Source organism: Borreliella chilensis, assembly GCA_000808095.1.
GTDB lineage: Bacteria > Spirochaetota > Spirochaetia > Borreliales > Borreliaceae > Borreliella > Borreliella chilensis.
On record CP009910.1, the window covers coordinates 541,594 to 567,126 of the forward strand.

Consider the following 25,533-nt stretch of genomic DNA (forward strand, 5'->3'; position numbering starts at 1 on the left):
GGTTGTTGAAAAAAAACATTGCAATTTTTTATTTGATATTTAGAGTTACTTTTAGTTTTGGCATTGATTTGAATAATTTTGATTTTTATCGTAGTCTTGAAAAGAAAGAATTAATGTTTCTTATTAATTTGCTCAAGAGAGAGCAAATTACTTTAGCAAATGATTGTGTTTTAGAATATATTGAATTCGCTTATAAGGCGTTAAAAGAAAAGAATGTAAATTTATTATTAAAAAATGATAGAGAATTAGCAGTAGATGGTAATATTAAGCATTTAAGACAATCTGAGGTTTATAATAATGCAAGGCTTATATTCAACGTTACAAAGGATTTAAATACCTTGATCTATATTGACGGTAAGGATGGGCTTTTAAAGACTTTGGATGGAAGAAATGTGGGATTTAAGGATAGCAAGTTTGTTATTTTAGATTCTTTTTTAAATAACGATTTTTATGATAATATGCCAGGTGAATATACAACTATTGAAATTTATAATAAAAGCATTTTAATGCCTAATTTAAATAAATTTCTTCTAGATAAGCGCTCAAATCCTTTTGTTTATCTTGAAGATTTTAATAAAAATGTTTATTTAAGTGATATTCCAAAATTAAGCAAGGAAGAATTGTTATTTTTATTTTATGAACTATTTCCAGTTTCTAAGCTAAAGAGTTTAAAAGATTGGAATGATTTTGGATTTTCATCTATTTTTAAAGCATTGAATAAAATTTATTCTGAAAAAATAAATTCAAGAAGAGAGAGTGCAAATGTATTATCAAAGAATTAAAAATTATTGTAAATTTACAAGGTTTTTTTTATTTTTTTTGTTTTCCTGTGTTTCTAATGAGTTAAAATTAGATAAAAATTTGTTAAAGGGAAAACTTAGTAACGGGCTAAGGTATTATATTTATAAAAATCAAACTCCAAAGAGTGCTGTTAATATGGGAATTGTTTTTAATGTAGGTTCTCTTAATGAAGAAGATAATGAGAGGGGAATAGCTCATTATCTTGAGCATATGGCATTTAATGGCACAAAAGATTATCCCGGGAATTCTATTATTGATGTTCTTAAAAAATTTGGTATGCAATTTGGTGCTGATATTAATGCTGCTACTAGCTTTGATTTTACTTATTATAGACTTGATTTGTCAGATGGTAATAATAAAGATGAAATTGATGAATCTATAAATATTTTAAGAAACTGGGCTTTTCAAATCAGTTTTATGAAAGAAGAAATAGATCGGGAGCGAAATATTATTATTGAGGAAAAAAAGCTTGGCGAGACTTATCCTAGAAGAATTTATGAAAAAATGTATAAGTTTTTGTCAAGTAGGAGTATTTATGAGTTTAGAAATCCTATTGGACTTGAAGAGCAGATTTTGTCTTTTCAGCCAGAAGATTTCAAAAAATTTTATAAAAATTGGTATAGACCAGAACTTGCAAGTGTTATTGTGGTAGGGGATATTGATCCTAGAGAAATTGAAGAGAAAATAAAAAAACAATTTGTTTTTTGGAAAAATCCAACTGATAAAGTTAAAGAGTTAAAAATAGGTTTAGATATAGAGTTTAAAGATAAGTTTTTACTTTTAGAAGATTTAGAAGTAGGAGAGCCCGGTTTAATGTTCTTTAAAAAGGAAATTGTTAACTTTGTTCAGACTAAAGATAATGTTTTAAATGGTCTTAAAAGGTCCTTATTGACTGCTCTTTTTAAAAATAGATTTTCTGAGTTAAAGACTGCTGGTATAAAGCATTTTAAGAATATTTCAAATAAAGATTTTTTTTCATTTAAATCAGATGACAATACTATTGTTGCAAGATCAATTGCTTTAAACTTTAATCCAGATTATTTAAACGAAGGAATAGAAGATTTTTTTTATGAGCTTGAGAGAATAAGAAAATTTGGATTTACTCATGGTGAGTTTGAAAAAGTTAGATCTCAATTTTTTAAATCTTTAGAATTAAGAAAAAAAAATATAAGTAAAACAAATTCATGGGCTATTTTCCAAGATTTAATAGAAATTGCTGTTAATGATACTAATAAAGTCGATATGAATGAGTATTGCGATCTTTTTGTGCAATATTTGGAAAAGATTGATTTAAAGACAATAAATAATCTTGTTGAAAGAGAGTTTGATTTAAAAAATTGTGCAGTTTTTTATTCTTATTCTGGGAGATTGCATCCTACTTTGGCTTTTGAAGATATTAACAATCTTCAAAAGATAGCTTTAAAAAGAGAGTTTAAGCCTTATGAGAATTCTTCAATTGAAGCTAAGTTTTTTAAGAAGTCTTTAGATAATAAAGATATTATTAGAGAAAATGAGTTTGAGAATGGAATTTTATCATTTGTTCTTGAAAATGGGGTTGAAGTTTATTTTAAATATAATGATCAAAAAAAAGATTTAATTGATTTTAGTGCAACTTCTTGGGGCGGGTTAATGGATGAAGATTTAAGACTTATTCCTGTTTTATCTTTTGCACCTGGTGTGGTATCTGGTTCGGGGTATGGTGATTATTCTGCATTGCAGATTGAAAGATATTTATCAGATAAAGCTGTTTCTTTAAGTGTTGGTGTTGGAGCTCAAGAATCATATATTGTTGGAAGTTCAGGCAAAAAAAACCTTGAAACCCTTTTTCAGCTTATATATTTTACTTTTAAGGAACCTAAAATAGATGATGTTTTTTTGCAAGATGCTATTAATAATATAAAAGCGTTAATAAAGAGTAACGAAAATAGTTCTAATTATCATTTTAAAAGAGCTATTAAGAAATTTTTAAACAATAATGATCCTAGATTTGTAGATACAAAAGATAGTGATTTAGAGTATTTTACAAAAGAAAATATTTTATCTTTTTATAAGAAAAGGTTTACTTATGCAAATAATTTTAAGTTTGTCTTTGTTGGAGACTCAGATATTCATACAATAAAAGCTTATTCTAAGAAATATTTAGGTAATCTTAACTTTAAAAAAGTAAGCGAGTATAAAGATTTGGATTATTCTTACAGTAAAAATTTTAATAGGATAGTTGTAAGAAAAGGGAAAAATTCAACTAGCTTTGCTTATGTAATTTATCCTTTTAAATTTAATTATTTAGCAGAGACCTCATTAAACTTAAATGCTTTGGCAGATCTTTTAACAGATGGTCTTATAAAAAATATTAGAGAAAAAATGTCTAGTGTTTATTCGATTCAAACTTTTTTTGATTCTAATTTAAGGAAAAATGTAGATTCTGATGGTATTTTGTCTATTTTTTTCACTACTGATCCTAAGGAGCTGGATAATGTTTTAAAATCTATTAATAGTTATATGATAGAAAGACAAAAAATAGATTTTAATGATAAAGATTTTTCTTATGTTAAGAAAAATTATATTAAAAACACGGAGATAAATTCAGAGAAGAATAGTTACTGGATTTCAAATATATTGTCATCAATATCTTGGTATGGAGTATTTAAAAATAATTTTGGCGTTAAGTTTATAGAGGCAAATTTAAGCAAAGACTTGATAAATGAAGTTTTTAAAAAAATTAATCTTGATGAAAGAGTAGAAATAGTATTAATACCCGAATAGTTTAAATATTTGTGTTAACCTGTTCAGGTATTCCTTGAGATTTAAAGAATAAACAAATGAAATCTAGGGTTTATTAAGACATCCTCTAGGGGAATCGAACCCCTCTTGCCAGGATGAAAACCTGGAGTCCTGACCGATAGACGAAGAGGACAAAAATGAGCTCAGTAGGACTCGAACCTACGACAAACGCCTTAAAAGGGCGCTGCTCTACCACCTGAGCTATGAGCCCGCAAATTATTTTGTGACCATCGAAAATAATGATATATTTTATTCTCAATAATGTCAAGTTAAATTAACATAAAACTGGCAATTTATATCAAAAAATTATTTAATAATTTGAGCTGCACAGGACTTGAACCTGTAACCAGCGGATTAAGAGTCCGATGCTCTACCACTTGAGCTAGCAGCCCAGTTTACTATTATTTTAAGAATAAGTTTTTATAAATTGAATGTCAAGGTTTATTGTTGCTTTTTTTTAATTCTTCCAGCAAATTTTTTGCTTCTAGGTTATTAGGAGAGATTGTAAGAAGTTTGATTAGCGCCTCTTCTGCTAGTATTTTATTTTTTGCATTTATTCTTGATTTTGCTAATTTTATTAATAGATTTTGGTTATTAGGAGCAAATCTTAATGTGTATTCATATGCAAAATCTGCTTCATTATATCTTTTTAACTCATAGAAAGAATCTGCAATTAAATTATAAACTTTTATTATTCTTGCTCCTTTAGAATCAAGGCTAATATATTCTTGAAAGTATTTTAATGCATTCTCATAATTTTTTTGGAAAAAATAAGCTTCTCCTAGTGCTTGAATAATTCTTATGTCATATTTTTTAATACTAAGGCCTATAATAGCCTCTTTTTCGGCCCTTTTGTATTCTCCTATAGCTATTAAGCTCCATATTAATATTGCCCTAGCATCCAGGTTGTTGGGATTTAATCGAATTTCTTCTAATGTATTTAAAATAGCTTCTTTAAATTTTCCTTCTTTATAGAGAAGAAGAGAATCTTCTTTTTCTTTAATCTGTGATTGCCCGAATAATAAGCTTGAATTGGATAGTAGAATTAAAGTTATTTGTAATAGAAAAAAATTTTTCATTCTTCAAAATCCTCCATTTCGCAATTCCCTTTGAATATTGCTCCAGAATCAATAAAAAGTTCTTTGGTTTTAATATTTCCAATTAATTTACCAGTTTTGTAAATTTTAACTGTTTTTAAAGCCTCGATGTTTCCTCTTATTTTGCCATGATTTAATAAATGCTTGCATTTTATTTCAGCTTCAATATTAGCTTTTTCTCTTAGATATATTGAGCTTGATGAATTTATTAAGCCTTTTAGCTTACCTTCTATTATTATTGGCTTGTTGCTTTCAATGTACCCTTCAAATTCAAAATTTTTTTTTATTACATTTTGAGTGCTGCTTTCTTCGAATTCTAAGCTATCTATACTCATTTAAACCTCTAAAAATGAATGCTTTTAACTTAAAAGCATTCATTTTTGATTGAATTTTTTATAAAAATATTTTTTTATTATTGTTTTAGTCGTTTCTTCTTTGGCCTAAGAATCTTAGAAGGTATAAGAATAAATTTATAAAATCTAAATAAAGCTTAAGCGATGCTACAACTGCCATTCTATTTTTTACTTCAGTTTCGTCTTGTAGCATTTTATCCATTTTGGCAATGTTTTGAACGTCATAAGCTGTTAATCCTGTAAATATGATTACGCCTAAAATAGATATAAGGAAATTAAGGCCCGAGCTTCTGAGAAACATATTAACAAGAGATGCGATAATAACTCCCCACAGACCCATTATTAAGTAGCTTCCCATTTTTGTTAGATCTGTTGTTGTAGTGTATCCATAAACAGACATACCAAGAAATGTTCCAGCAGTAATTCCAAATGTGAATACTATTGATCCTTGTGTGTAAATCATAAATATGGAAGACAATGTTACTCCTGTTAGTGCTGAGTAGAGCAAAAAAAGAGCTGTTGCAGTACTGCTTGATATTTTGTTAATAGCACCGCTTATTGCATATACAAGCCCAAATTGCATAAGTATTATAGCCATAAATGACATTGGATTTGAGAATATTATTGCTTTGATTGTTTGATTTTCTGAAGTTGCATATGCAAATATTGCTGAAATTAAAAGTCCAATTGACATAAGTCCAAAAACTTTGGCTAAAAACTTGTTTTTTATTAATATTTCTTGTTTTTCTTGTGCTAAATCAATCATAAATAAGCCTCCTTATTATTTAATTATTATTGAGATTTGTTTTGCTCGTTAAATTTTTTGCGCAGTTCATCAAATATAGCGCTTGGAACTTTTCCATATTTTAAGAATTCCATTGAAAATTCTGCTTTTCCTTGGGTAGAAGATCTAAGGACTGTTGAAAATCCAAACATTTCGCTTAAAGGCACCTCAGCCTCAACTTTTGAAAAACTTCCATCTTCTAGAGAACCTGTTATTATTCCCCTTCTTTGGTTTAAAAGCCCAAACATATTTCCTTGGAATTCAGTAGGACCTTCAAGGGTGACTTTCATTATTGGCTCAAGTATTGTAGGTTTTGCTTTTTCGTAAGCCTCTCTAAAAGCACCAATTGCTGCTAATTGAAATGCAATGTCAGACGAGTCAACAATGTGATATTGTCCATCGTTGATTGTAATTTTTATACCAACGATTGGAAAACCAATTAATTTTCCTTTTTCCATAGCCTTTTGGAATCCTTTGTCACATGAAGGGATGTATTCTGTTGGGATTACTCCTCCTTTTATCAGATTGACAAATTCATATGTTTCTCCTTCTTTGTCAAGAGGTTCCATAAACCCGGCAACTCGTCCAAACTGACCAGCTCCTCCAGATTGCTTTTTGTGAGTATAGTTAAATTCAGCTTTTCCAGTAATTGTTTCTCTATAGGCTACTTGAGGCATTCCTGTTTCAACTTCTGCTTTAAATTCTCTTTTCATTCTTTCAATGTAAACTTCTAAATGTAATTCTCCCATGCCTTGAATTATTGTTTCATTCGATTCAGCGTCAATATAAGTTTTAAATGTTGGATCTTCTTTTGTAAATCTTCCAAGAGCTTTAGCCATATTATCAGCAGATTTTTTATCTTTCGGTTTTACAGAAAGAGAAATTACTGGATCTGGAATAAACATTGATGTCATTGAATAATTGATTGATGGATCACAAAATGTATCTCCTGATGCACATTCTATTCCAAATAAAGCAACAATGTCGCCACTTCCTCCGAATTCAATATCTTCTGTATTATTAGCGTGCATTCTAATAAGTCTTCCCACTTTGAATTTTTTAGAAGTTCTTGAGTTGATAAGTTCTTGTCCTTTTTTCAAAATTCCTTGATAAATTCTGACATATGTTAATTGACCGTATTGTCCGTCTTCAAGTTTAAATGCAAGCGCAACAGTTGGGAGGTTGTTGTCAATTTTAAGTTCAATTTCTTTTTCATTATCGTTGAGGTCAAGAGCAGTGTTTTTTATATCATGAGGAGATGGTAAAAATCTATTTACAGCATCTAAGAGTAATTGTACTCCTTTGTTTTTATAAGCAGATCCCATAAATACAGGGCATAGTTTTAAAGCCAATGTTCCTGTTCTAATTGCATTATATATGATTTCAATGGGCACATCTTTTCCTTCCATGTGCAATTCCATAAGTTCATCATTAAAGTCGGCAAGAGTGTCAAGCATTATTTCTCGCTTATTTTTTGCTTCTTCTAAAAGGTCTGAGGGTATTTCTTTTTCTATTATTTCTGTCCCATCTTTTCCCTCAAAATAATATGCTTTCATTAATACAAGGTCTACAACTCCAATATGTTTGTCTTCTAATCCAATTGGGATTTGCATCAAAACGGAGTTTAAGTCAAGTTTTGACTTAAGTTGGTCTTTTACGTTGTAGGGATTTGCTCCTGTTTTATCACATTTGTTTACAAATGCAAGGCGAGGTACGCTGTATCTTTTAAGTTGTCTATCAACAGTTATTGATTGGGATTGAACTCCTGCAACAGAATCAAGAACTAATATTGCTCCGTCAAGGACCCTAAGAGATCTTTCAACTTCAATTGTAAAATCAACGTGACCCGGTGTATCAATAATATTTATTGGAGAATCTTTCCATTCAACGTGAGTTGCAGCTGATGCTATTGTAATTCCCCTTTCTCTCTCAAGTTCCATTGAGTCCATTGTTGCACCAACCCCATCTTTGCCTTTCACTTCGTGAATTGCATGAATTTTATTGCAATAGAAAAGAATACGTTCTGTAAGGGTGGTTTTCCCTGAGTCAATGTGAGCGCTAATACCTATGTTTCGTAATTTATTGTAGTCCATTAGACATTGTCCCTCCTAATGTTATATGAATAGAAGACTAACTATCTTAGTAATTTTACAAAATTTTTTTTTAAAAATCTATTCTATCTCATACCATTTTGTGTTATTAAATATTTTGAAGTTTAAACTATTTAACATAATATTTGCAGTTTGCTTGATTAAAGTTGTATTAATGTATATCCTTATTTTAGGGAATATATCATTTAGTAGATTTTGATTTTATTGATTAAAATTTTTTATTTAGTGAATTAACTCTTACTTTATTATTATACTCCTAAAATAATTATTTGGAGGAATTTGAGTTGGAAACTTTAACAATATCTAATGAATTGAGTAAAATATCACAGGTGGGTTATGATTCTTCTGTGTCTGAGCTTTCTGTATTTTTTAAGGATGGAAGAGCTTATAAATATTTTAAGATTGAACCAAGACATTTTAGTGTAATATCTAAACTTGTTGAGGATAAAAGATCGGTTGGTAAATATTTAACAGAAAATATATTTAACAAGTATGACCAAGAAAAGCTTTAATTTATATTGTAGATAGAAAAAAACCCTTTTGTTTTTAAACAGGAGGGTTTATTTTTGTGTTTATCTTTTAGAGAACAATAAATTATAATTTATTGTTGTTAATATGGTTGTTTGATTTTCAAAAATTAATATGCATTGGAATTTTATTTTTTTTGGAATTTTATTATTTAATTTAGCTTTATTTTGATAATTTAATAGTTTTAAGGATTTGAGTAAACTTTTTATGTATAATTTATTGTTTATTGTCGTTATTTTTATTCTGTCTTGTAGTTCTATTTTTAGAGAATATCAAAATATATCAAGCGAATATTATAAGCTTGCTAAATTAAATGAAGAGCTTGGTAATGATGAGACTTCTGTTTTGCTTTATGAAAAATCTATTGAATTTAACATTAATGCTGGTGCTGATTCAAGTTACAATTTTATTTTAGCTTACATTAATTTGAAAAAATATGTAGAAGCTGAATCAAAACTTAATCTGATTATAAAAGAAGATCTAGATAATATTTTGCTGATTAATTTGAAAGGATATTTGCTTTTTAAAAAAAATGATTTAGATAATGCTTTGATTTATTATTTAAAAACTCTGGAATTTGCTCCTGCAAATAAAGAGGCCTTATTTAATATTTTTTACATCTATTATTTGAAGAACGATAAAAAAAATGCAAAAAAATATATTTTAAGATATAAAGAGCTAAATTATCCTATCCCAAATGGAGTGGAAGAAATAATTGCTTCTATTATTGGAAATTGAATTTTTAATTCTCTGTTTACTTTTTACTTTGTGGTAATTATTATATACTAAGGTATAAAAAATATAAACCTTGTTTATTTTATAAATTTTTATAGGAGAGTGTGCACATGATGAGGCTTAAAATTTTGATTTTGTTAGTTTTTTTTGGAATTTTTGTGGGTAATGGCTTTGCAGATACTAATTTTGAATTTAATTTTGGTGGTGGGGTTGCTTTTCCTGTTAGTACTATTTCAAGTTTTTACAATGAGGCTTTAGATATTAATGCAAAACTTAAGCAAAATTTGCCTCCAATAGAAAAAGAAGAGATAGTTCAAAAGTTTTCTGATTTGGCTAATATTGCTAAAGCTGGAGTAAAATATGGGACTTATGCTCAATTTGGTGCTAAATTTGATGATTTTGTTTCTGTTGGATTTGAGCTTTTGTTTGACATGAATCTTTTCAAAGTAATAAAGCGTTCAGATGGAACTGCCAATGAAAATTTCTCATTTATCATGGCAATAACACCAAGATTATATACAAAATTAGATTTTTTTGTGCTAGCTTTAGCATTTTTCACAGGTCCTAAGGTAAATATAGCTACTTCTACTGTAGATTCTGTTTTGGCAGAATTAGGAACAATGGGTTGGGACATTGGTGCTAGACTTTCATTCTCTTTTTTAATTCTTGAAGGTTACTATGCTTGGAATATACAAAACGTTAAATTTTCTGATTTCAAGTTTGTGCTAGGATTTGAATTTGGAATTGTGTAGTTTAATAAATTTTCTTTTTAGCATTAAAGCTGGAATATTTTAATGGCTTTACTTTAAACATCTTTGGTTTATTTTTTGTGTGTATAGGTTATATTAATTAGCAAGTTAAGACTGCTTAAGGTATTCTTAAAAAATGAGGATCTAGGTGAATTTACTAAAAAAAAAATCAATAGGAATTATTGCTTGTCCCGGGGGTAGAGTTTTCGCCAGTAAAATAATAGAAGAGCTTGAAAGAATATTTATAAATGTTGAAAATGATATTGTAGACAGTATTTATCGAGATTCTAAAGCTTTAAAGGAAGAAATTTTTAATTTTAAGATTGAAAAAATTTTATCTCCTTTTTTAGAAGGTCTTAGCTTGTCTGCTCTTAAAAGCAAAGAACCTTTAGAAATTCCTGTAAAATTTGTTAAATTTGCAAATGGTGAATTTAAAACTGAAATTTTAAAAACAATTAGGAATAAGGATATTTTTATTGTTCAGGATGTTGCCAATACTTATGAAGTTGAGATAAATAGTAGCGAAAAAATAATTATGACAGTTAACGACCACATAATGAATTTAATGACAACAATAGATGCTTGTATACAGGCTAAAGCCAATTCTGTTAGTGTAATTATTCCGTCTTATCCTTATTCAAGGCAAGATAAAAAACATTCAAGAGAGTGTTTAACAGCAAGTCTTATTGGAAGATTTTTAGAAGAGTTGGGAATTAGGCACATTTTAACCTTAGATATTCATTCAAAAGCTATTGAGAATGTATTTAGGAGAGTTTATTTTGAAAATTTGAATGTTTCTTATGAAATATTTGAAGCTCTTAAGGATTTGATTGATATTAAAGATTCTAATTTAGTTATCGTTTCTCCTGATACGGGGGCTGTAAGTAGGAATAAATTTTTTGCATCAAGCCTTAAAAGCCCTCTTGCTTTGCTTTATAAGGAGAGGGATTATTCAAGAGTTTCAAATAATGTTTCTGATTCAAATATTTCTGTAACTAAACTTTTAGGAGATGTTGAAGGCAAAAATGTTTTTATGAGTGATGATATGTTAGCTACTGGGGGTACTCTGATTAAGGCAATGAAGTTGCTTAAAAGTATGGGAGCTAAAAAGATTATATGTGGGATCAGTTTGCCGTTTTTTAATGGAGATGCTGTTAAATATTTTGACAAAGCTTATGAGGAAGGGTATTTTTATAAAATAATTGGAACAAATGCTGTTTGTCATAATGATGAATTAATAAATAAACCTTGGTATCATGAAGCTAATGTTGCGCATCTTTTTGCAGATGCAATATTTGCAATTTATAATAAAGTTGGTTTACAAAAGATTCTTGACAGAAGGGATGATATTCAACAATTGATTACCAAGGGTTGATTTATGAATGCTCTTAGCATTGATATTGGTACTAGTGTTTTAAAGGCGGCATTAGTTAGTTCTGAAAATGGAGTTTTAAGCTATATTGATATTAGTTATTCAGATTATTTTGATGTCGATTTTGAAAATTTTGATTTCAATATATGGCTTTTTGCTTTTAAAAAAGCTATATCCAATTTTCAGTCTAACAAAATAGATTGCATTTCTGTTAGTGGTATTTCACCATGTTTGATTGCTTTAAATTCAAATTTAATGCCTTTGGAAGTGTTACATTGGAATTCCCTTGAAATCAAACCCGATTTTAAGGGAAAATCTGTATTTTTACCCTATGTTCTTAGTACAGTTAAAAGAGGAACATATACAAAAATAAGTTATTTTGTTTCTTGTTTTGAATATTTTATTTATTTACTTACAGGAAAGCTTTTTACAAGTTTTCCGAGCATAGAATATATTCCTTTTATTTGGGATGATGTGGAAATAGAAAAATATGGGCTTGATAAGAACAAATTCCCTCCCTTTATAAAAATGGGAGAAAATATTGGCGTTGTTACTTATAAAGCAGGAGTTGAGTTTGGACTAAATAACGGAATCAGAGTAATTAATGCGGGACCAGATTATTTGAGTGTTTTGGTGGGAAGTGGTGCTTTTCAAGAGGGAATTGTGTCAAATAGAATGGGCACTAGTGAGGGTTTCAATTTTGTTTCAAACACGTATTTACCCGGATTTTCTTTGGAATATCCTTATTTTTTAGAAGGGTTTTTTATTGTTGGTAGAATTGCTCCTTTTGGATATTTGATTCAGCTATTAAAAGACAGTTTTTATAAAAAAAGTTTGTCTTTTGGGACACTTTTAAAAGAGATTGTGAAAAGTTCTGTTTTAAATAATGTATATTTTTATCCAAGTAAAATTAAACTTTTTAACGATCTGTTTATCTTAGACCCTTATCTTTTTAAAGATTTAAGTAGAGGGATTTTTGGGAGTATTAAAAATCCATTAGAGATTGGTTTGGCAATACTTGAATTTGTATGTTTTGCTTTTTACAACAGATTGTTAGAGTTAAAATCCTGTAAAAAAGAAATTTTGAATATTTTTGTTAGTGGATCTAATTCTGATAATTTGCCTTTAAATCAAGTAAAAGCAAATATTCTTGGTAAAGATTTAAAGATTTTTGATTTTAAGCATTCAGAGATTATTGGAGGATCGATTCAGGCATTCTATTCTTTAGGAGAATTTGGCAGCTTAAATGATTCTTTTTTAAAGTTGGTAAAGATTAAGCGCGTTGTTTCGCCTATTGTTGAAATTCATGAACAATATTTGGAAAAATATCAAAAGTATGTTAATAATTATAGTCTATTTGTTAACAGGTAATATATAAGTTTCTTTAAATTCGCTTATCCCTTCTATTTTTTTTAGGTCTACTTTTGCTTCCAATTTGGTTTTATAAGGTCCAGATCTTACTCTGTAAATGTCTTTATTATCTACTGTTGCAGAATATATTTTTGCAATTATGTTATATTTGAGTAATTTTTGAATGTAGCTATCTGCATTGATTGGGTTTGAGAGTGATACAAATTGTATGTAATACTCCTTATTGGGATCATACATGTTATCAGTATTCAAATCTTTTTGAGCGGTAGGTTGAGATTTTTCAATAATTTTTGATTTTTGAGAAGCAGTTTGAGCTTTTTGAGCGGTAGGTTGAGATTTTTCAATAATTTTTGATTTTTGAGAAGCAGTTTGAGCTTTTTGAGTGGTAGGTTGAGATTTTTTAATAATTTTTGGTTTTTGAGAAGCATTAGGTGTTTTATTTTTGTTTATTGATTTTTTATCTTTATTTAAATCTTGTGTTAGATCTATGATTATTTCATTTGGAGTTTCAGATACTTTTAAAGGGTTTTCATTTTGGTTAACATCTTCTAAAGTGTCTTGATCTTTGGTTTCTTCTAAAACAATATTTTTTTCTGCAATATCTGAGGCTAAATTTTTGTTTGGGAAGAAAATAATTATCCCAAGAAATATTATGATACAAACCGATGCAATTGAGGTTAATGCTACAAAAAATCCTTTGTTATTGTCATTGTTTTCATTCAAATCTTTCATAGTTATTTATCTCCTGCATTTTTTTTTCAATTTCTTTTTCTAGGCATGCATAATTCTTGTTATTAATTACATTGATTATTCTTAAGTTTATAATATTTTTTTTAAAAAAAATATCTTTCTGGATTTTGAGTATTTTATTTATTGTATCTTCTTCAATGCTTGGTAGAGAATATGACAATCTATTTTTTATTATGGGAGCATTTGCTTTAATTACAATGATATAGTCACAAAGTTTTTCTAAATTTATTTTAAAAAGTAAAGCAGCATTGATTATTATTTTTGTAGATTGTTTTTGAGTTAACTTTTTTTTTATTTTTTTAAGTATGATTGGGTGCGATATGGTTTCAAGCTTTTTTAATTCTTTATTGTCATTAAATACAATATTTCTTAGCAAGAATCTGTCTATTTCATTTTGAGCATTTAATATTTTTGGGCCAAATATTTTAATTACCTCTTCTTTTTTTTCATGTAAGACTGAGTGTCCAAGTTTATCTGCATTTATTTCGTAAAATCCATATTTATTGCTAATTATTTTAGAAGCAGTATCTTTGCCAGATGCAATCCTTCCTGTTATTCCAATAATTAATGGATTTCTCCCCATGATTTACCTGTTTCAATGTTTGCTCTTAAAGGAAGATTTAATGCAAAAGCATTTTCCATCATAATTTTTAATATTTTTTTCACTTCATTTTCTTCTTTAATAGGAGATTCAATGAGCATTTCATCGTGTACTTGCAGCAATATTTTTGATTCCAATTTTTTATTTTTGAATTCATTAAATACTTTGACCATTGCAATTTTCATGATATCAGCAGCGCTTCCCTGAATAATGCTGTTTATTGCTATTCTTTCTGCGGCAGCTCTTTCTAGATAATTATTGCTATTGATTTCTTTTATATATCTTCTTCGTTTTAAGATGGTTTCGCTATATCCAGCATTTCTTACAAAGTTTATTTGGTTTAGTATAAATTCTTTGATCTTTGGGTAAGATTCAAAGTAAGATTTTATGAATCCTTTTGCTTCTTCTCTCGTAATTCCCAATTCTTTTGCAAGCCTAAAATCTGACATCCTATAAATTATTCCAAAATTAATAGATTTTGCTATTCTTCTAAAGTTAGGAGTAATCTCTTTTTCTTCTATTTTGAAAAGCTTAGAAGCAGTTTCTGCATGAATGTCTTTATTGTTTTCAAATGCCTTAATAAGTGCTTCGTCTTGTGACAAATGAGCAAGTATAGCAAGTTCAATTTGAGAATAATCAGCCGAAATAAAAATATTTCCATTTTCCGGTTTAAATGCTTTTCTTATTTTTCTCCCTTTTTCATCTTTTATTGGTATGTTTTGTAAGTTGGGATTTATGCTAGAGATTCTACCAGTTGCTGTTTTTGTTTGTATGAAGTTTGTATGTAATCTATTTGTTTTATAGTTTATTAGTTCTATTAAATTATCTGTATAAGTACTTTTCAATTTTGCAATTTGCCTGTGTTTTATTAGGTTTTCAATTGATTCGTGTTGTCCTTTGAGAGATTCAAGCACTTTTATATCAGTCGAATCTTTTTTCATTTTCTCTGGTAATTTCAGATTTAATTTTTCAAATAAAATTTCATGCATTTGTTTTGGGGAATTTAGATTAAAATCAATTCCTATGCTTTTTATTATTTCGGTTTCAATTAGTTCTAATTCTTTACCAAGCTCTTTTCCATATTCTTTTAAATATTCTTTATCGAGGTAAATGCCATTTTCTTCCATTTCTGTAATTACATTGTTAAAAGGCATTTCTATTTCGTGCATTAGCTTATCAAGTTTGTCTTCTTTTAATTTTTCGGTAAAAATATTGAATAATCTAAATGTGATATCAGCATCTTCAGATGAATAGCTTGTTGCCATTTCTAGAGATATATTTGCAAAGTTATCGTTTTTTTGTACCACATCTTCATATTTAATATTTTTATGCATTAAATATTTTTCTGCAAGAAAATCAAGTGATATTTTTGAATTTGTGTCAATAAGGTATGCTGCAATCATTGTGTCAAAGTAAGGCGGTATAGGACTAAATCCATTATTTTTTAGTATTTTATAATCAAATTTATAATTTTGACCGATTATTTTTGGGTTTGATTTAAAGAGATTGTTAAATTTTTGTATTATATATTGTTTTTCTATGTAAATTTTCCCTTTGGCTTCTATTGGAATATAATAGCCCTCAAATTCTTTAAATGAAATGGAAATTCCAATTAATTTTGCTGTGTAAATGTCAAGCGAAGATGTTTCTGTATCTATTGATATAGATTTTGCTTTTTTAAGGTTTTCTATTAAATTGTCAAGCTCTATTTTTGTTGTTATTGAGTGATATTTAACATTTTCTGTATCAATTGTATTTAAGTCGTCTAAGTTATTAGTAGTAATTTCTTGATCAAATAGGCTTTTTTGGTCTTTATTTTCTTTTTCTTGCTTTAAGATATCTTTTTTATAAGTTTTTATTAGAGCAATTGCGGAGTGTTTTTCAAATAAAGGTATTACCTCTTCACTAAGATTTTTTAATGCGAATTGTTCAATTTCTGGAATTTTTAAATTTTCTTCAAGAGTTATAAGGTCATAGCTTAAAAAAGCATTTTCTTTTTCTTTGATTAAAATTTCTTGATGTTTTTTATTTATTAGTTCTAAATTTGAATATATCCCTTTTAAGGTTTTAAATTTTTCTAGTAAACTTGCTGCTCCTTTTGGCCCAATGCCTTTTATTCCAGGTATATTATCAGATCTGTCTCCAACAATAGATAAATAATCTTTTACTTGAAAGCCATTTATTCCAAATTTTTTTATTACGTAGTCATTATTCATTTCAACGAAGCTGTTGTTTTCAATTTTAAGTATTTTTATGCGCTTCGACATTGTTTGTAGCAAGTCTTTGTCAGGAGAAATAATATAAGTTAAATAATTATTCTTTTCAGCTTTTTTTGCAAAACTAGCCAAAAGATCGTCAGCTTCGTAGCCTTCAATTTCAAAGATTGGAATTTTTGCTTTTAAAAGACCTTCTTTTATCCACCCTATTTGAGGTATTAAATCATTAGGGGGCTCATCTCTTGTTGCTTTGTAGCTTGGATACTTTTGTTTTCTAAATGTTGGTATTTCTGAGTCAAAGGTAATAACTAAATATTCAGGATTTTTTTCTTTTATTATAAAAAATAATGTTTTAAAAAAGCCGATAAATGCGTTTACATTTTCCCCTTGCTTGTTTAAAAGTGGATAATTTTTCATTACATGGTAATTTCTAAATATTATGTTTAGTGCATCAATTAAGTAAAGTTCTTTCATATTTTAATATCTAGCATTACAGGTGAATTGTTTGTTGGAATAAGGTTTTGAAGTTTTTTGATTTTTGGGATTTTACTTTTTGTATTTAACATTTGTTCTAAGAGTTTATAACAAATTTGATATTTAATATATATTTCTGCTTTTAGCAGGTTGATATCTTTAATCAAGTGGTCGAAATTATCCAGTTTTTGATTTTGAGATTTTAACCACGCATTTATTGTTTTATAATAACTTTTTATTGATTCTAGAATTAAATCTTTTTTGGGGTTAGTTACATTTAATATTTTTATTTCTCCTTTTTGCAATTTATCACTTTCAATTATTAATATTGACTTTAATTCCTTTAATTCTAGCAATAAATTTCTAAAATATTTTTTTAAAATTGCATTAGCCGACAATATTGATTCCTAATTTATTATGCTTAACATTATTTTCTTTTTTTCTTAACTCTTTCCAGGTAAAGCTTAATACTTGCAGTTGTTTTATAACATTATCAATTTTAGTCATTTCTTTTTTTAAAATAACGCTTTCTAGCTCTTTATTTAGGAATGAGTATATTGAGAGTAAGTTTGTAGAAATGCTTCCACCTTGTTCAAAGTTTAAGGTTGACATTAATTCAGTAATAATTTCTTGTGCATGAAAGATTTTTTCATTAGCTTTAATTTCATTTTGCCAATTTTCATCTTTGATAAGTTCTTTGGCTATTTTTAAATCTTGTATTGCTTTGTCATAAAGCATTATCAATATTGAGATAGGATTTGATGTGTTTATTTGTGTTTGTTTATATATTTTTTCTTTTGCTATCAAAATTTCCTCTAATCCAAAAGTTTAATTTGTTCTATTATTTGATCTTCTTTAAAAGGTTTTGTAATGTATCCTTTAGCTCCAAGAGATAAAGCTTTTTGTATGAGTTCTTGTTTCCCAATAGCTGTAACCATTAATATGTTAGCTTTTTTAAGCAATTTTTTATTAGTTTCGTAGATTCTCTCAAGAGCTGTAATTCCATCCATTCCCATCATTGTTACATCGAGTGTTATTAAATCAATATTTTTTTGTTTTTCAAATTCTTTAACAGCTTGAATTCCATCTTCGGCTTCTACAAATTCTTTAAATCCTAATTGTCTTAAGATTTTTATTAGGTTTTTTCGCATAAAAAGCGAGTCATCAGCTATTAAAGCCTTTTTGTGTTCTTCCAAAATCAGCACTCCTTCATCCATTTTAGCACATTAAATATTTTAAATGACAATTAAAATATAATTCACATTTTTATAATGTTGCCTTTTTGATTTATATTTTTGTTTAAAAATTATTTTGATTTAATGAGTCTAGGTAAAAACAATATTTTGTTTTTGGCGATTTTTAAGCTTTGCATAGCAAAAAGGTAGTTTTTATTTGAAGATTTAGATTATTTGATAAAATAATAAAGATTATGTTAAATTTTACCCTATGAGCATTAAAATACAGCAAGAAATTTCAGATTTGAAGAAGCTGATTAGAAAGTGGGATAAGGAGTATTACGTTGATTCTTTGCCCAGTGTTGATGATTTTGTTTATGATGAGCATTTTTTAAGACTTCAAGAGTTAGAGAATAAGTATCCTGAATATAGGACCTTAGATTCTCCTACGCTTAAGCTTGGCAGTGATCTTTTGAATGACTTTAAAGAGGTTGAACATTCTGTTCCTATATTAAGCCTTGACAAGGTTTATGATTTTGACTTGTTAAAGTCTTGGATAGATAAGATTGATTTTAATAATTCTTTCAGTATTTCTGTTGAACCTAAGATTGATGGGTGTTCTATTGTTCTTTATTATAAAGATGGCCTTCTTGAGAAGGCTCTTACTAGGGGTAATGGAAAATTTGGTAATGACATTACTAAAAACATTAGAACCATTAGGCATGTACCTTTATTTCTTGATGAAAAGGTTGATTTAGTATTAAGGGGCGAGGTTTACATTACTAAAGAAAATTTTTTAAAAATAAATAAATTTTTGGAAAAGCCTTATGCTAATTCTAGAAATTTAGCTTCAGGAATACTTAGAAGAGTTGATAGCAGAGAGGTCGCTAATTTCCCTTTAAATGTTTTCGTTTATGATTTTTTGAATGCTGGATTGGAGTTTAAAACTAACAATTTGGCTACCGCAAGACTTAAAGAATTGGGCTTTAAGGTCAATCCTTTGATTAAATTCTTTGATCAAAAAAATTCAATGGGAGAAGTTTTAAATTACATAGCAGATATAACAAAAAAAAGGAATTCTTTTGAGTATGAAATAGATGGCGTTGTTCTTAAGGTTAGTGATTTTGCTTTAAGAGAGAATTTAGGATATACTTCCCATCATCCTAAATGGGCAATGGCTTATAAATTTGAGGCACTCTCAGGTTTTAGCAGGGTAAAGAGTATTGTTGTTCAGGTTGGGCGCAGTGGTAAGGTTACTCCTGTTGCTAATATTGATAAAGTTTTTGTTTCAGGGGCCTATATTACTAACGCAACGTTACACAACCAGGAGTATATAATGTCTATTGGTTTGAATGTTGGCGATGTTGTTAAAGTTTCAAGAAGAGGAGATGTAATTCCTGCGGTTGAAATGGTGGTAAATAAATTTTCAACAGGATTTTTTAAGGTTCCTGATAATTGTCCAGCTTGTAATACGGTTTTAGTAAAAGAAGGTGCGCATTTTTTTTGTACAAATAACAATTGTCCTTCAGTAGTGGTTGAGAGGATAAAATATTTTTGTAGTAAAAATTGTATGGATATTGAATGGTTTTCTGATAAAACCGTTTCGTTTCTTTTTGAGAAAAAATTTATTTTTTCAGAAATTGATCTTTATATATTTGATTTTTATAAACTCCTTGAATTCAAAGGGTTTAAAGCTAAAAAAGTAAATAATTTAATAAATTCAATCGAAGCTAGCAAAAAAAAACCATTTAGCAAGTTACTTCTTAGCATGGGAATTAAAGAATTGGGAGAAAACACAATAAGGTTATTATTCCTTAATAATTTAAATTCATTTTCAAAGCTTTTTAAGCTTTGTCAAGATAGGGATTTTGCTTTTTCAACATTGTTGAGAATTAAAGGCATAGGAGAGAGAATTGCTTTAAATATTATTGATGCTTTTAACGATTCAGTAATCCTTAATAAGTTTAAATTTTTTGAAAATTTGGGATTTGAAATGGAAGAGTATATTGTAATTAATGATGAAGATAGCTTGTTAGCTGGTAAAAAGTTTTGCATTACTGGAACTTTTAATGGTTGTTCTAGGTCTATTGTTATTGACAAGTTGAAAAGCAAAGGAGCAATTTTTAACACTTCTGTGACCAGAAGTTTAGATTTTCTTGTTGTTGGAGAAAAAGCTGGATCAAAGCTTGAAAAGGCTTTAAATTTGGACATAAAAATTATGTCTTTTGAAGACATTAAGAGGCACTTAGATTAATCTAGATTTAAAGGGTTTAATTTTTATTTAATTATTTTTATTTGCTTGAATTCAGGTTTTAGGTTTTTATACATAATTCCTAATTCGTGAATGTTTTTGACTTCTATTAAGTTTCTAAAAAATTCTTCTTTATTTTTTAGAGCAGGGTTAATAAAATATTTTTCAAATTTATATTTTGAGATTATTTCATGATTTTTTAGCGCTTCATTTAAATTATTAGTTGGACCTATTTCAATATAGAATGTATTTTCTTTTTTGAAATCAAACCGATCCCCCTTTTCTTTAAATTTATAATTATTAAGGTATATATCAGGGTAGATTTGAAAATCTGCTGTTTTGATCATAGTTGTTTTTGGAGTGTTTTTAGCATTTTCTTCTAAATCTTGGTTTTCATCTTTTTCTGTAGGCTTTAAATATTCCTTTTCTAATTTGTTATCTTCTTCTAAATCATCATTTGTTTTTGTGGCACTTGGAATAAAGGTTTCTTCGGTTGAAGACTTTTGAGGAAATTCTTTTTTTTTATAATTGTTCAATTCTTTTTGAAGTTTTAAAATAGTCTCTTCATTATCCTTTATTTTATCTTCTAATTCTTTTAGCTTATGTTTATCGGTTCTTAATTTTTTTTGATTTTCTTTATTTATTGCTTCATTTGCGCTAATTTTTTCTTTTAGGGCATTTATTATTTTCCCTATTGAAGATAAGTTTTCTTCTATTTCTTCTAAGTTTTTATCTGAGGCATCTTTTTTTTTAAACTTTCTTAATTCTTTTTGCAAGTCTAAAATGGTATTTTCATTATCATTGATTCTCTCCTCAAGTTCATCGAATTTGTTTTCATTAATAGCATAATATTGGTCATTATTGTGAAGGGTTTCTTTTAGATTGTTGATTATTTTTTCATTAGAGGGATAGCTATCCCCATTTATTTCTTCAAGCTTATCTTCATAGTCATAATTTTCTTCAAAGATCTCTTCTTCTTCTTCTTCTTCATTGATTTTTTCGTAATTTTCAACTTCTTTGGGGCGGATTTTTTTGCTAAGGAGTTTTTTAATTTCTAATATTTCGTTTTTTAATTTATTAGTTAAAATTTCATATTTTTTTGCTTTTCTTTCTATTGATTCTATTTTTTTATTTTCATTTGTTAGAGATTTTTGGTTTTTGTTTTTTAAAAGTTTTTCTATATTTTGAATTTTATTTTCATAATTTTCAATTACAGATTTTAGATCATTTTCATCCATTCTTTTTTTAATAAGGCCTTTGTTTCTTATATTTTCTGGCAATTTTAGATCCTTGCCTTTTTTGGGATCTTTATAAGAAACTATGTTTTTACTTGAATTTTTTAATTTATTTATTTGATTATTTTTAATTTCAGTATATTTAAACTCTTCGCTTAAGTCTTCTAAGGGAATTTCAATACTTGAGTAGCTTATTGTATTGTTATTGGCTCCAAATAATGATATACATGAAAGTATTATAAAATACTTAAAGCCTTGCTTTTTTGTTTTGTTCATAACTTCCTTGTTTTTATTTAGAAAACATCTATAATTTATAATGTTAGCATAGTTTGTCCATTTATCAAAAGCAATAAAAAATCATAGGAGGAGATCTGTTTTTATTGACAAGTGGTGATAATTTTAAATTAGCTTTAAATAATTTCTTATTTTATTTGTTAAGGCGTTTTAAGATTGTTGCATATGTTAGTAGGACTAGCTATTCTTGAAGTTTTGTTTTCAATTTTTTTCATTTATGTAACAAGAGATTATTATTGATTCAATTTTTTCTGTTTATTTGAGGTTTATGAGTTTGGCAAATGTAGATGAATATGAATTTTGGGCTTTACCGGTTTGTTGTAATGTTAAAGATTCTTTTATTGAAGATTTTAGCTTTGTAGATGAACATTTAAGTTCGATTTTTAGTATCAGTTATAAAGACAATATAACTTTAAAGTTTAGAGATTTTGTTGATTCTAATGAATTTAATTTAAAGCTTTTTGATAATAAAATAAGTTTTGAAGGACAAATTCCTTTGGTTTTGTATTCAGATAATTTAGAGTATTTGTTAGAAGCAGAAAAAAGTGTTCTTTTTAATTTAAGAATTGGAGATGAAAATAATAATTATTCTTCTGGATTTGAAAAAAAAGAATCTGGGGCTTGTAATGTTTTGAATGCTTGTTATGAATTTAGTGATTATAATAGTTTTTCAGACGACTTTGTGTTAGTTAAAATATTTTTTGATTCTGAAAATTTAATTATTGATGCTAATGTAGACAATATTTCTTTTTTGAAATTTTTTATTAGTGAAAATTTTGGAGTGAATAAGGACAAAATAAAAATCAATTCTTTTGATAATTATTGTTCTAGTTCCATTTTTCCTATTTCTTTTAATGCAATTGTGCAAGGCATAGTGATTTCACAAAAAATTAATAAAAGGGTTAATGTTATTTATTACAAAAGGCATTTTGGAATTTTAGATAATTTAAACCTAACTTTTTCAGTTTCTAATTGTTTGTTGGCAGATAACAAGCTTTCAAAGATTGTTTTAGAAATTATAATAAATCGACCTTTAAATTTTTTGTATAAGTTTTATTTTAAATTTATTAATAATATTTTTAGAAATTTGTTTTTTGATGGGTTTTTAGAAATTTTTTTTGTTGAGAATAAAAGTGATTCTATATTTTTTTATGATAATCTTTTGGCATTTGAGACTTCTGTTTATAATTTTATTTATTCCAATTTTTATAATCTTGCTTTAGCGTTGTCCTGCGAGCCAATAGGTTATTTGCTTACTCAGATTAAAGGTGATTATAGTAAATTTTTTAAAATTTTTAAGAAATTAGACCTAAAGAATTCTTTGATGAAGAAATCTTCTGTTTTAAGTGTTAATAAGAATTATAATATTTTTGATGCTAGTCGTAAGGGAGTTGGGTTTGCTTATTTGAACTCAAATAATTATTTTTTAAGAGAAGATCAATCTGTTGTTGCTTTTTTATATAAGGATAGATTAGATATATTTTTGCCTTACAGTATTGTTGATAGCAACTTAAGCAACTATTTGAAAAATAGTTTGGCTAAAACATTGGGGTTGGCTTATAACAGTATAAATTTTTTGATAGATGAGAATTTGCTAGATTTTACTAATTTTAGTAGTCTTCTTTTTAAAGATTCTTATGTTATTGAAAAAGCAGTTTTAAATATTAAGGATCAATTTTTTTCTTTGATAAGCACGGGTTTTGCAGATGAATATCCTGTTATGTTCGAAGAAAAAATAGCAACTGAGTATGTCAATGATTGCATGCTTGGATGTTCTGTTGAGCTTAAATTTGAATTTTATTCTCTTAAAGCTGTTTTTAGTGATGTGAGTTTTTTTGTAGAGCAAGGTAAGTTTACCAAGCTTAAATTAAATAACAAAAGAGTTCGCACAATATTTGAGTTGGCGGTTGATTATGTGTTTTGCAGTGGCAATGTAAATTGTGATATTAAAGATTTTTTAAGTTTAGAGTTTGTTGAAGATGGTGAATTTGTTTTTTCTTTTAGAAGTTTTTTTATTGTTTCTGTTTCTGCAATTCGAACTGCTTTGATTCAGATATTTGATTTTAATGTAAACCGCACGCCTCTTGATTTTGAAGAAATTCTAAATAACTGGAGTATAAAAATTGATATTAATTAATTTTAATCTAAATGGAGAGAATATTTCAAAAAAGATTAGCCTTTCTTTGGCAGCAAGAAGTCTTTTGGATTCAATTTATTGTTCTAAGAGCAATAAATTAGAGTGTGTTGTTAATAATAGATTTTTTTTGATCTTATTGGATTCAAGACTTGTTTATTCTAATTTAATTCCTGCTTTTATTTTAAATGGTCGTAGCGTAGTTACTCTTGAGGGGCTTAAGAAAAAAAGTTTTTATCAGTATATGCAAAAGATTTTGTTAGAAGATGATTTTAATTTTTGTAATAATTGTTTTGAGTCGAATGTTTTGATGTTTTATTATTTTTTGGAAAGCAAAATTGTAAGCAAATCGGATATTTTAGGGTATAGAAATTCATTAAAATGTAATTGTATAGATATTAATACTTTTTTATCTCTTTATTTAAAAGCTGAAGAATTGTATAGAAAAAATGGTTAATGTTAAGATTTATTATCCTGAAAGTTTTAATATACTATCTAATTTATTTGACAAGAATTTAAATAATTATATCATTTATAATGAGTTGGATTTTAAAAAAAATCCTAATTTGTTTGATAAAAAAACATCTATTGATAATTTTTTCCTTGTTTGTAATTTTGAAAAATTCAATAGGATGTCTTTAAGGGGTAATTTTCTTGAAATGGGACCGTGTGTTACTTACAATGAAATACTTCAGATAGGTAAGAAAAATATTCCAAGTTTGCTTTATGAATTTATTTCTAAATTGAATGATAAAATATATTTAAATAGCATCAATCTTGCAAATGGGTTTTATTATAAGAACACTATTTTTGATATTTATCCTTTATTGTTAAGCCTTGATGCACAGATTGAGTTTAAAAATGTTTTAACCAAGAAGACCTATGTTTTTAATGCTTATAATTTGAATAGGTCTGATTATATTGCAAACCGAAGCACTATTCTTGTTACTAAGTTTAAATTTCCAATGATGAATTTGTGGAACAGAAGTTTTTATCATAAATTATTTTTCAATACTTTGTCTTTTGATGTTTTAGAAGAGATAGACATTATCTTTATATGTATTCTTTTAAACATAAGAAGAGATGTTATAAATGATTTTTTATTAAAAATCTTTTATGATGATAAGGTGATTATTATCAAAGATTTTCAGATTTTACTTTTAAACAAATCTTTGCCGCTTTCATTTTCTGAGATAGAAAATTCTCTTAAAATGTTGGATAAAAATATAAGAGATTCTAAAAATTTTAACATAGGAGAGAGAAGCTTAAAGCTAATAAAGAATTTTTATTTAGATATATTAATGAGTTTTTAATTTTTAATAGTTCAATTAAGTTTTAATTACTATCTTTAGTATGCTATATTTCTTATATAAGTGGAATATATAATTTATTTTTATGTATTATAATGTAAAAAGTTAATCAAAAAAAATATTCATAATGAGGGGTTTCTGTACTTATGGTAAAAAAAGAAGCAATTATTAAAGCTGTAAACGGTTTACACGTTAGACCTGCATCAACTTTTGTAAAAAAGGCTAAAGAATATTCTAGTGAAATAACAATAGAGTCTGAAGGAAAGTCTGTTAGTGGGAAAAGTTTATTCAGACTCCAAACTTTGGAATTGTCATCAGGTAAAAAGCTTTTGATATGTGCTGAAGGTGAGGATGAAGAGAGGGCTGCTTCAGAACTTGCAGAGCTTATCGAATCTTTTAAGGAATGATTTT

23 protein-coding genes and 2 tRNA genes are annotated in these 25,533 nt (G+C 27.4%); 12 read left to right on the top strand and 13 right to left on the bottom strand.

All coding sequences use genetic code 11. From position 1 onward, the window contains the following. The first annotated feature begins 5 nt into the window (after positions 1–5). Both OY14_02635 and OY14_02640 read left to right on the top strand, forming a co-directional pair. Positions 6–782: a hypothetical protein gene (locus tag OY14_02635; GenBank protein AJA90645.1), complete on the top strand. Its 777-nt coding sequence runs from the start codon at positions 6–8 to the stop codon at positions 780–782. Next, a complete protein-coding gene (locus OY14_02640) occupies positions 763–3,564 on the top strand; it encodes a peptidase M16 (protein AJA90337.1) in 2,802 nt (933 codons plus the stop codon). Before OY14_02635 ends, OY14_02640 begins: the two co-directional genes overlap by 20 nt. 156 nt (positions 3,565–3,720) lie before the next feature. Here OY14_02640 and OY14_02645 read toward each other — a convergent pair. The 6 genes from OY14_02645 to fusA form a co-directional block, all read right to left on the bottom strand. After that, positions 3,721–3,793: transfer RNA gene (locus tag OY14_02645), tRNA-Lys, on the bottom strand. Between the two features lie 108 nt (positions 3,794–3,901). Beyond that, positions 3,902–3,974, bottom strand: a tRNA-Lys gene (locus OY14_02650). 42 nt (positions 3,975–4,016) lie between these two features. Then, a complete protein-coding gene (locus OY14_02655; protein ID AJA90338.1) occupies positions 4,017–4,661 on the bottom strand; it encodes a tetratricopeptide repeat domain protein in 645 nt (214 codons plus the stop codon). Next, a complete protein-coding gene (locus tag OY14_02660; GenBank protein ID AJA90339.1) occupies positions 4,658–5,014 on the bottom strand; it encodes a hypothetical protein in 357 nt (118 codons plus the stop codon). The genes OY14_02655 and OY14_02660 overlap by 4 nt, the downstream gene beginning before the upstream one ends. An 85-nt stretch (positions 5,015–5,099) precedes the next feature. Then, complete coding sequence (locus OY14_02665) at positions 5,100–5,798, bottom strand: hypothetical protein (GenBank protein AJA90340.1); 699 nt, start codon at positions 5,796–5,798, stop codon at positions 5,100–5,102. Positions 5,799–5,824: 26 nt separating this feature from the next. Continuing rightward, entirely contained in the window at positions 5,825–7,909 is a 2,085-nt protein-coding gene (gene fusA / locus OY14_02670; GenBank protein ID AJA90341.1) for an elongation factor G, read from the bottom strand. A 302-nt stretch (positions 7,910–8,211) separates the two neighbouring features. Between fusA and OY14_02675 the strand changes: the two genes are divergently transcribed. From OY14_02675 to OY14_02695, 5 genes are all read left to right on the top strand, one after another. Continuing rightward, on the top strand, positions 8,212–8,439 hold the full coding sequence (locus OY14_02675; protein AJA90342.1) for a hypothetical protein: 228 nt from the start codon (positions 8,212–8,214) through the stop codon (positions 8,437–8,439). 223 nt (positions 8,440–8,662) lie between these two features. Then, complete coding sequence (locus OY14_02680) at positions 8,663–9,193, top strand: hypothetical protein (protein ID AJA90343.1); 531 nt, start codon at positions 8,663–8,665, stop codon at positions 9,191–9,193. Positions 9,194–9,300: 107 nt separating this feature from the next. Next, the gene (locus OY14_02685) at positions 9,301–9,942 is read left to right on the top strand and encodes a hypothetical protein (protein ID AJA90344.1); all 642 of its coding nucleotides are present in this window, start codon (positions 9,301–9,303) and stop codon (positions 9,940–9,942) included. 145 nt (positions 9,943–10,087) lie between these two features. Beyond that, a complete protein-coding gene (locus OY14_02690) occupies positions 10,088–11,314 on the top strand; it encodes a phosphoribosylpyrophosphate synthetase (protein ID AJA90345.1) in 1,227 nt (408 codons plus the stop codon). Between the two features lie 3 nt (positions 11,315–11,317). After that, a complete protein-coding gene (locus tag OY14_02695) occupies positions 11,318–12,682 on the top strand; it encodes a xylulose kinase (protein ID AJA90346.1) in 1,365 nt (454 codons plus the stop codon). Here the strand turns inward: OY14_02695 and OY14_02700 are convergent. The 6 genes from OY14_02700 to OY14_02725 are packed head-to-tail and all read right to left on the bottom strand — an operon-like array spanning position 12,665 to position 17,919. Next, complete coding sequence (locus tag OY14_02700) at positions 12,665–13,414, bottom strand: sporulation protein (GenBank protein ID AJA90347.1); 750 nt, start codon at positions 13,412–13,414, stop codon at positions 12,665–12,667. The genes OY14_02695 and OY14_02700 overlap by 18 nt on opposite strands. After that, the gene (locus OY14_02705; protein ID AJA90348.1) at positions 13,398–14,015 is read right to left on the bottom strand and encodes a dephospho-CoA kinase; all 618 of its coding nucleotides are present in this window, start codon (positions 14,013–14,015) and stop codon (positions 13,398–13,400) included. Before OY14_02705 ends, OY14_02700 begins: the two co-directional genes overlap by 17 nt. After that, on the bottom strand, positions 13,997–16,723 hold the full coding sequence (locus tag OY14_02710) for a DNA polymerase I (protein AJA90349.1): 2,727 nt from the start codon (positions 16,721–16,723) through the stop codon (positions 13,997–13,999). The genes OY14_02705 and OY14_02710 overlap by 19 nt, the downstream gene beginning before the upstream one ends. Further along, on the bottom strand, positions 16,720–17,121 hold the full coding sequence (locus tag OY14_02715; protein AJA90350.1) for a hypothetical protein: 402 nt from the start codon (positions 17,119–17,121) through the stop codon (positions 16,720–16,722). The genes OY14_02710 and OY14_02715 overlap by 4 nt, the downstream gene beginning before the upstream one ends. Then, entirely contained in the window at positions 17,111–17,530 is a 420-nt protein-coding gene (locus OY14_02720; GenBank protein ID AJA90351.1) for a flagellar biosynthesis protein FliS, read from the bottom strand. Before OY14_02720 ends, OY14_02715 begins: the two co-directional genes overlap by 11 nt. 8 nt (positions 17,531–17,538) lie before the next feature. Further along, positions 17,539–17,919 (bottom strand): histidine kinase, encoded by a 381-nt coding sequence (locus OY14_02725; protein ID AJA90352.1) that lies wholly within the window; start codon positions 17,917–17,919, stop codon positions 17,539–17,541. A gap of 250 nt (positions 17,920–18,169) precedes the next feature. On the opposite strand from OY14_02725, the gene ligA reads away from it, so the two are divergent. Next, positions 18,170–20,152, top strand: a complete 1,983-nt coding sequence (gene ligA / locus OY14_02730) for an NAD-dependent DNA ligase LigA (protein AJA90353.1) — start codon at positions 18,170–18,172, stop codon at positions 20,150–20,152. Between the two features lie 23 nt (positions 20,153–20,175). Here the strand turns inward: ligA and OY14_02735 are convergent, their stop codons facing one another. After that, positions 20,176–21,660 carry a hypothetical protein gene (locus OY14_02735; protein ID AJA90354.1) on the bottom strand — a complete coding sequence of 495 codons (1,485 nt, stop codon included), beginning with the start codon at positions 21,658–21,660 and terminating at the stop codon, positions 20,176–20,178. A 292-nt stretch (positions 21,661–21,952) separates the two neighbouring features. On the opposite strand from OY14_02735, the gene OY14_02740 reads away from it, so the two are divergent. The 4 genes from OY14_02740 (at position 21,953) to OY14_02755 (ending at position 25,529) form a co-directional block, all read left to right on the top strand. Then, positions 21,953–23,815, top strand: coding sequence for a hypothetical protein (locus OY14_02740; protein ID AJA90646.1), 1,863 nt, complete (start codon positions 21,953–21,955; stop codon positions 23,813–23,815). Continuing rightward, complete coding sequence (locus OY14_02745; protein AJA90355.1) at positions 23,802–24,269, top strand: hypothetical protein; 468 nt, start codon at positions 23,802–23,804, stop codon at positions 24,267–24,269. The genes OY14_02740 and OY14_02745 overlap by 14 nt, the downstream gene beginning before the upstream one ends. Then, the gene (locus OY14_02750) at positions 24,262–25,125 is read left to right on the top strand and encodes a consevred protein (GenBank protein ID AJA90356.1); all 864 of its coding nucleotides are present in this window, start codon (positions 24,262–24,264) and stop codon (positions 25,123–25,125) included. Before OY14_02745 ends, OY14_02750 begins: the two co-directional genes overlap by 8 nt. A 143-nt stretch (positions 25,126–25,268) precedes the next feature. Next, entirely contained in the window at positions 25,269–25,529 is a 261-nt protein-coding gene (locus tag OY14_02755) for a phosphocarrier protein HPr (GenBank protein AJA90357.1), read from the top strand. The last annotated feature ends 4 nt before the right edge of the window (positions 25,530–25,533 follow it).

Coding starts and splice junctions, on each gene's coding strand:
- OY14_02640 (AJA90337.1), top strand. CDS start 763: ATGTATTATCAAAGAATTAAAAATTATTGTAAATTTACAAGGTTTTTT.
- OY14_02655 (AJA90338.1), bottom strand. CDS start 4,661: ATGAAAAATTTTTTTCTATTACAAATAACTTTAATTCTACTATCCAAT.
- OY14_02660 (AJA90339.1), bottom strand. CDS start 5,014: ATGAGTATAGATAGCTTAGAATTCGAAGAAAGCAGCACTCAAAATGTA.
- OY14_02665 (AJA90340.1), bottom strand. CDS start 5,798: ATGATTGATTTAGCACAAGAAAAACAAGAAATATTAATAAAAAACAAG.
- fusA (AJA90341.1), bottom strand. CDS start 7,909: ATGGACTACAATAAATTACGAAACATAGGTATTAGCGCTCACATTGAC.
- OY14_02680 (AJA90343.1), top strand. CDS start 8,663: ATGTATAATTTATTGTTTATTGTCGTTATTTTTATTCTGTCTTGTAGT.
- OY14_02685 (AJA90344.1), top strand. CDS start 9,301: ATGATGAGGCTTAAAATTTTGATTTTGTTAGTTTTTTTTGGAATTTTT.
- OY14_02695 (AJA90346.1), top strand. CDS start 11,318: ATGAATGCTCTTAGCATTGATATTGGTACTAGTGTTTTAAAGGCGGCA.
- OY14_02700 (AJA90347.1), bottom strand. CDS start 13,414: ATGAAAGATTTGAATGAAAACAATGACAATAACAAAGGATTTTTTGTA.
- OY14_02705 (AJA90348.1), bottom strand. CDS start 14,015: ATGGGGAGAAATCCATTAATTATTGGAATAACAGGAAGGATTGCATCT.
- OY14_02710 (AJA90349.1), bottom strand. CDS start 16,723: ATGAAAGAACTTTACTTAATTGATGCACTAAACATAATATTTAGAAAT.
- ligA (AJA90353.1), top strand. CDS start 18,170: ATGAGCATTAAAATACAGCAAGAAATTTCAGATTTGAAGAAGCTGATT.
- OY14_02735 (AJA90354.1), bottom strand. CDS start 21,660: ATGAACAAAACAAAAAAGCAAGGCTTTAAGTATTTTATAATACTTTCA.
- OY14_02750 (AJA90356.1), top strand. CDS start 24,262: ATGGTTAATGTTAAGATTTATTATCCTGAAAGTTTTAATATACTATCT.
- OY14_02755 (AJA90357.1), top strand. CDS start 25,269: ATGGTAAAAAAAGAAGCAATTATTAAAGCTGTAAACGGTTTACACGTT.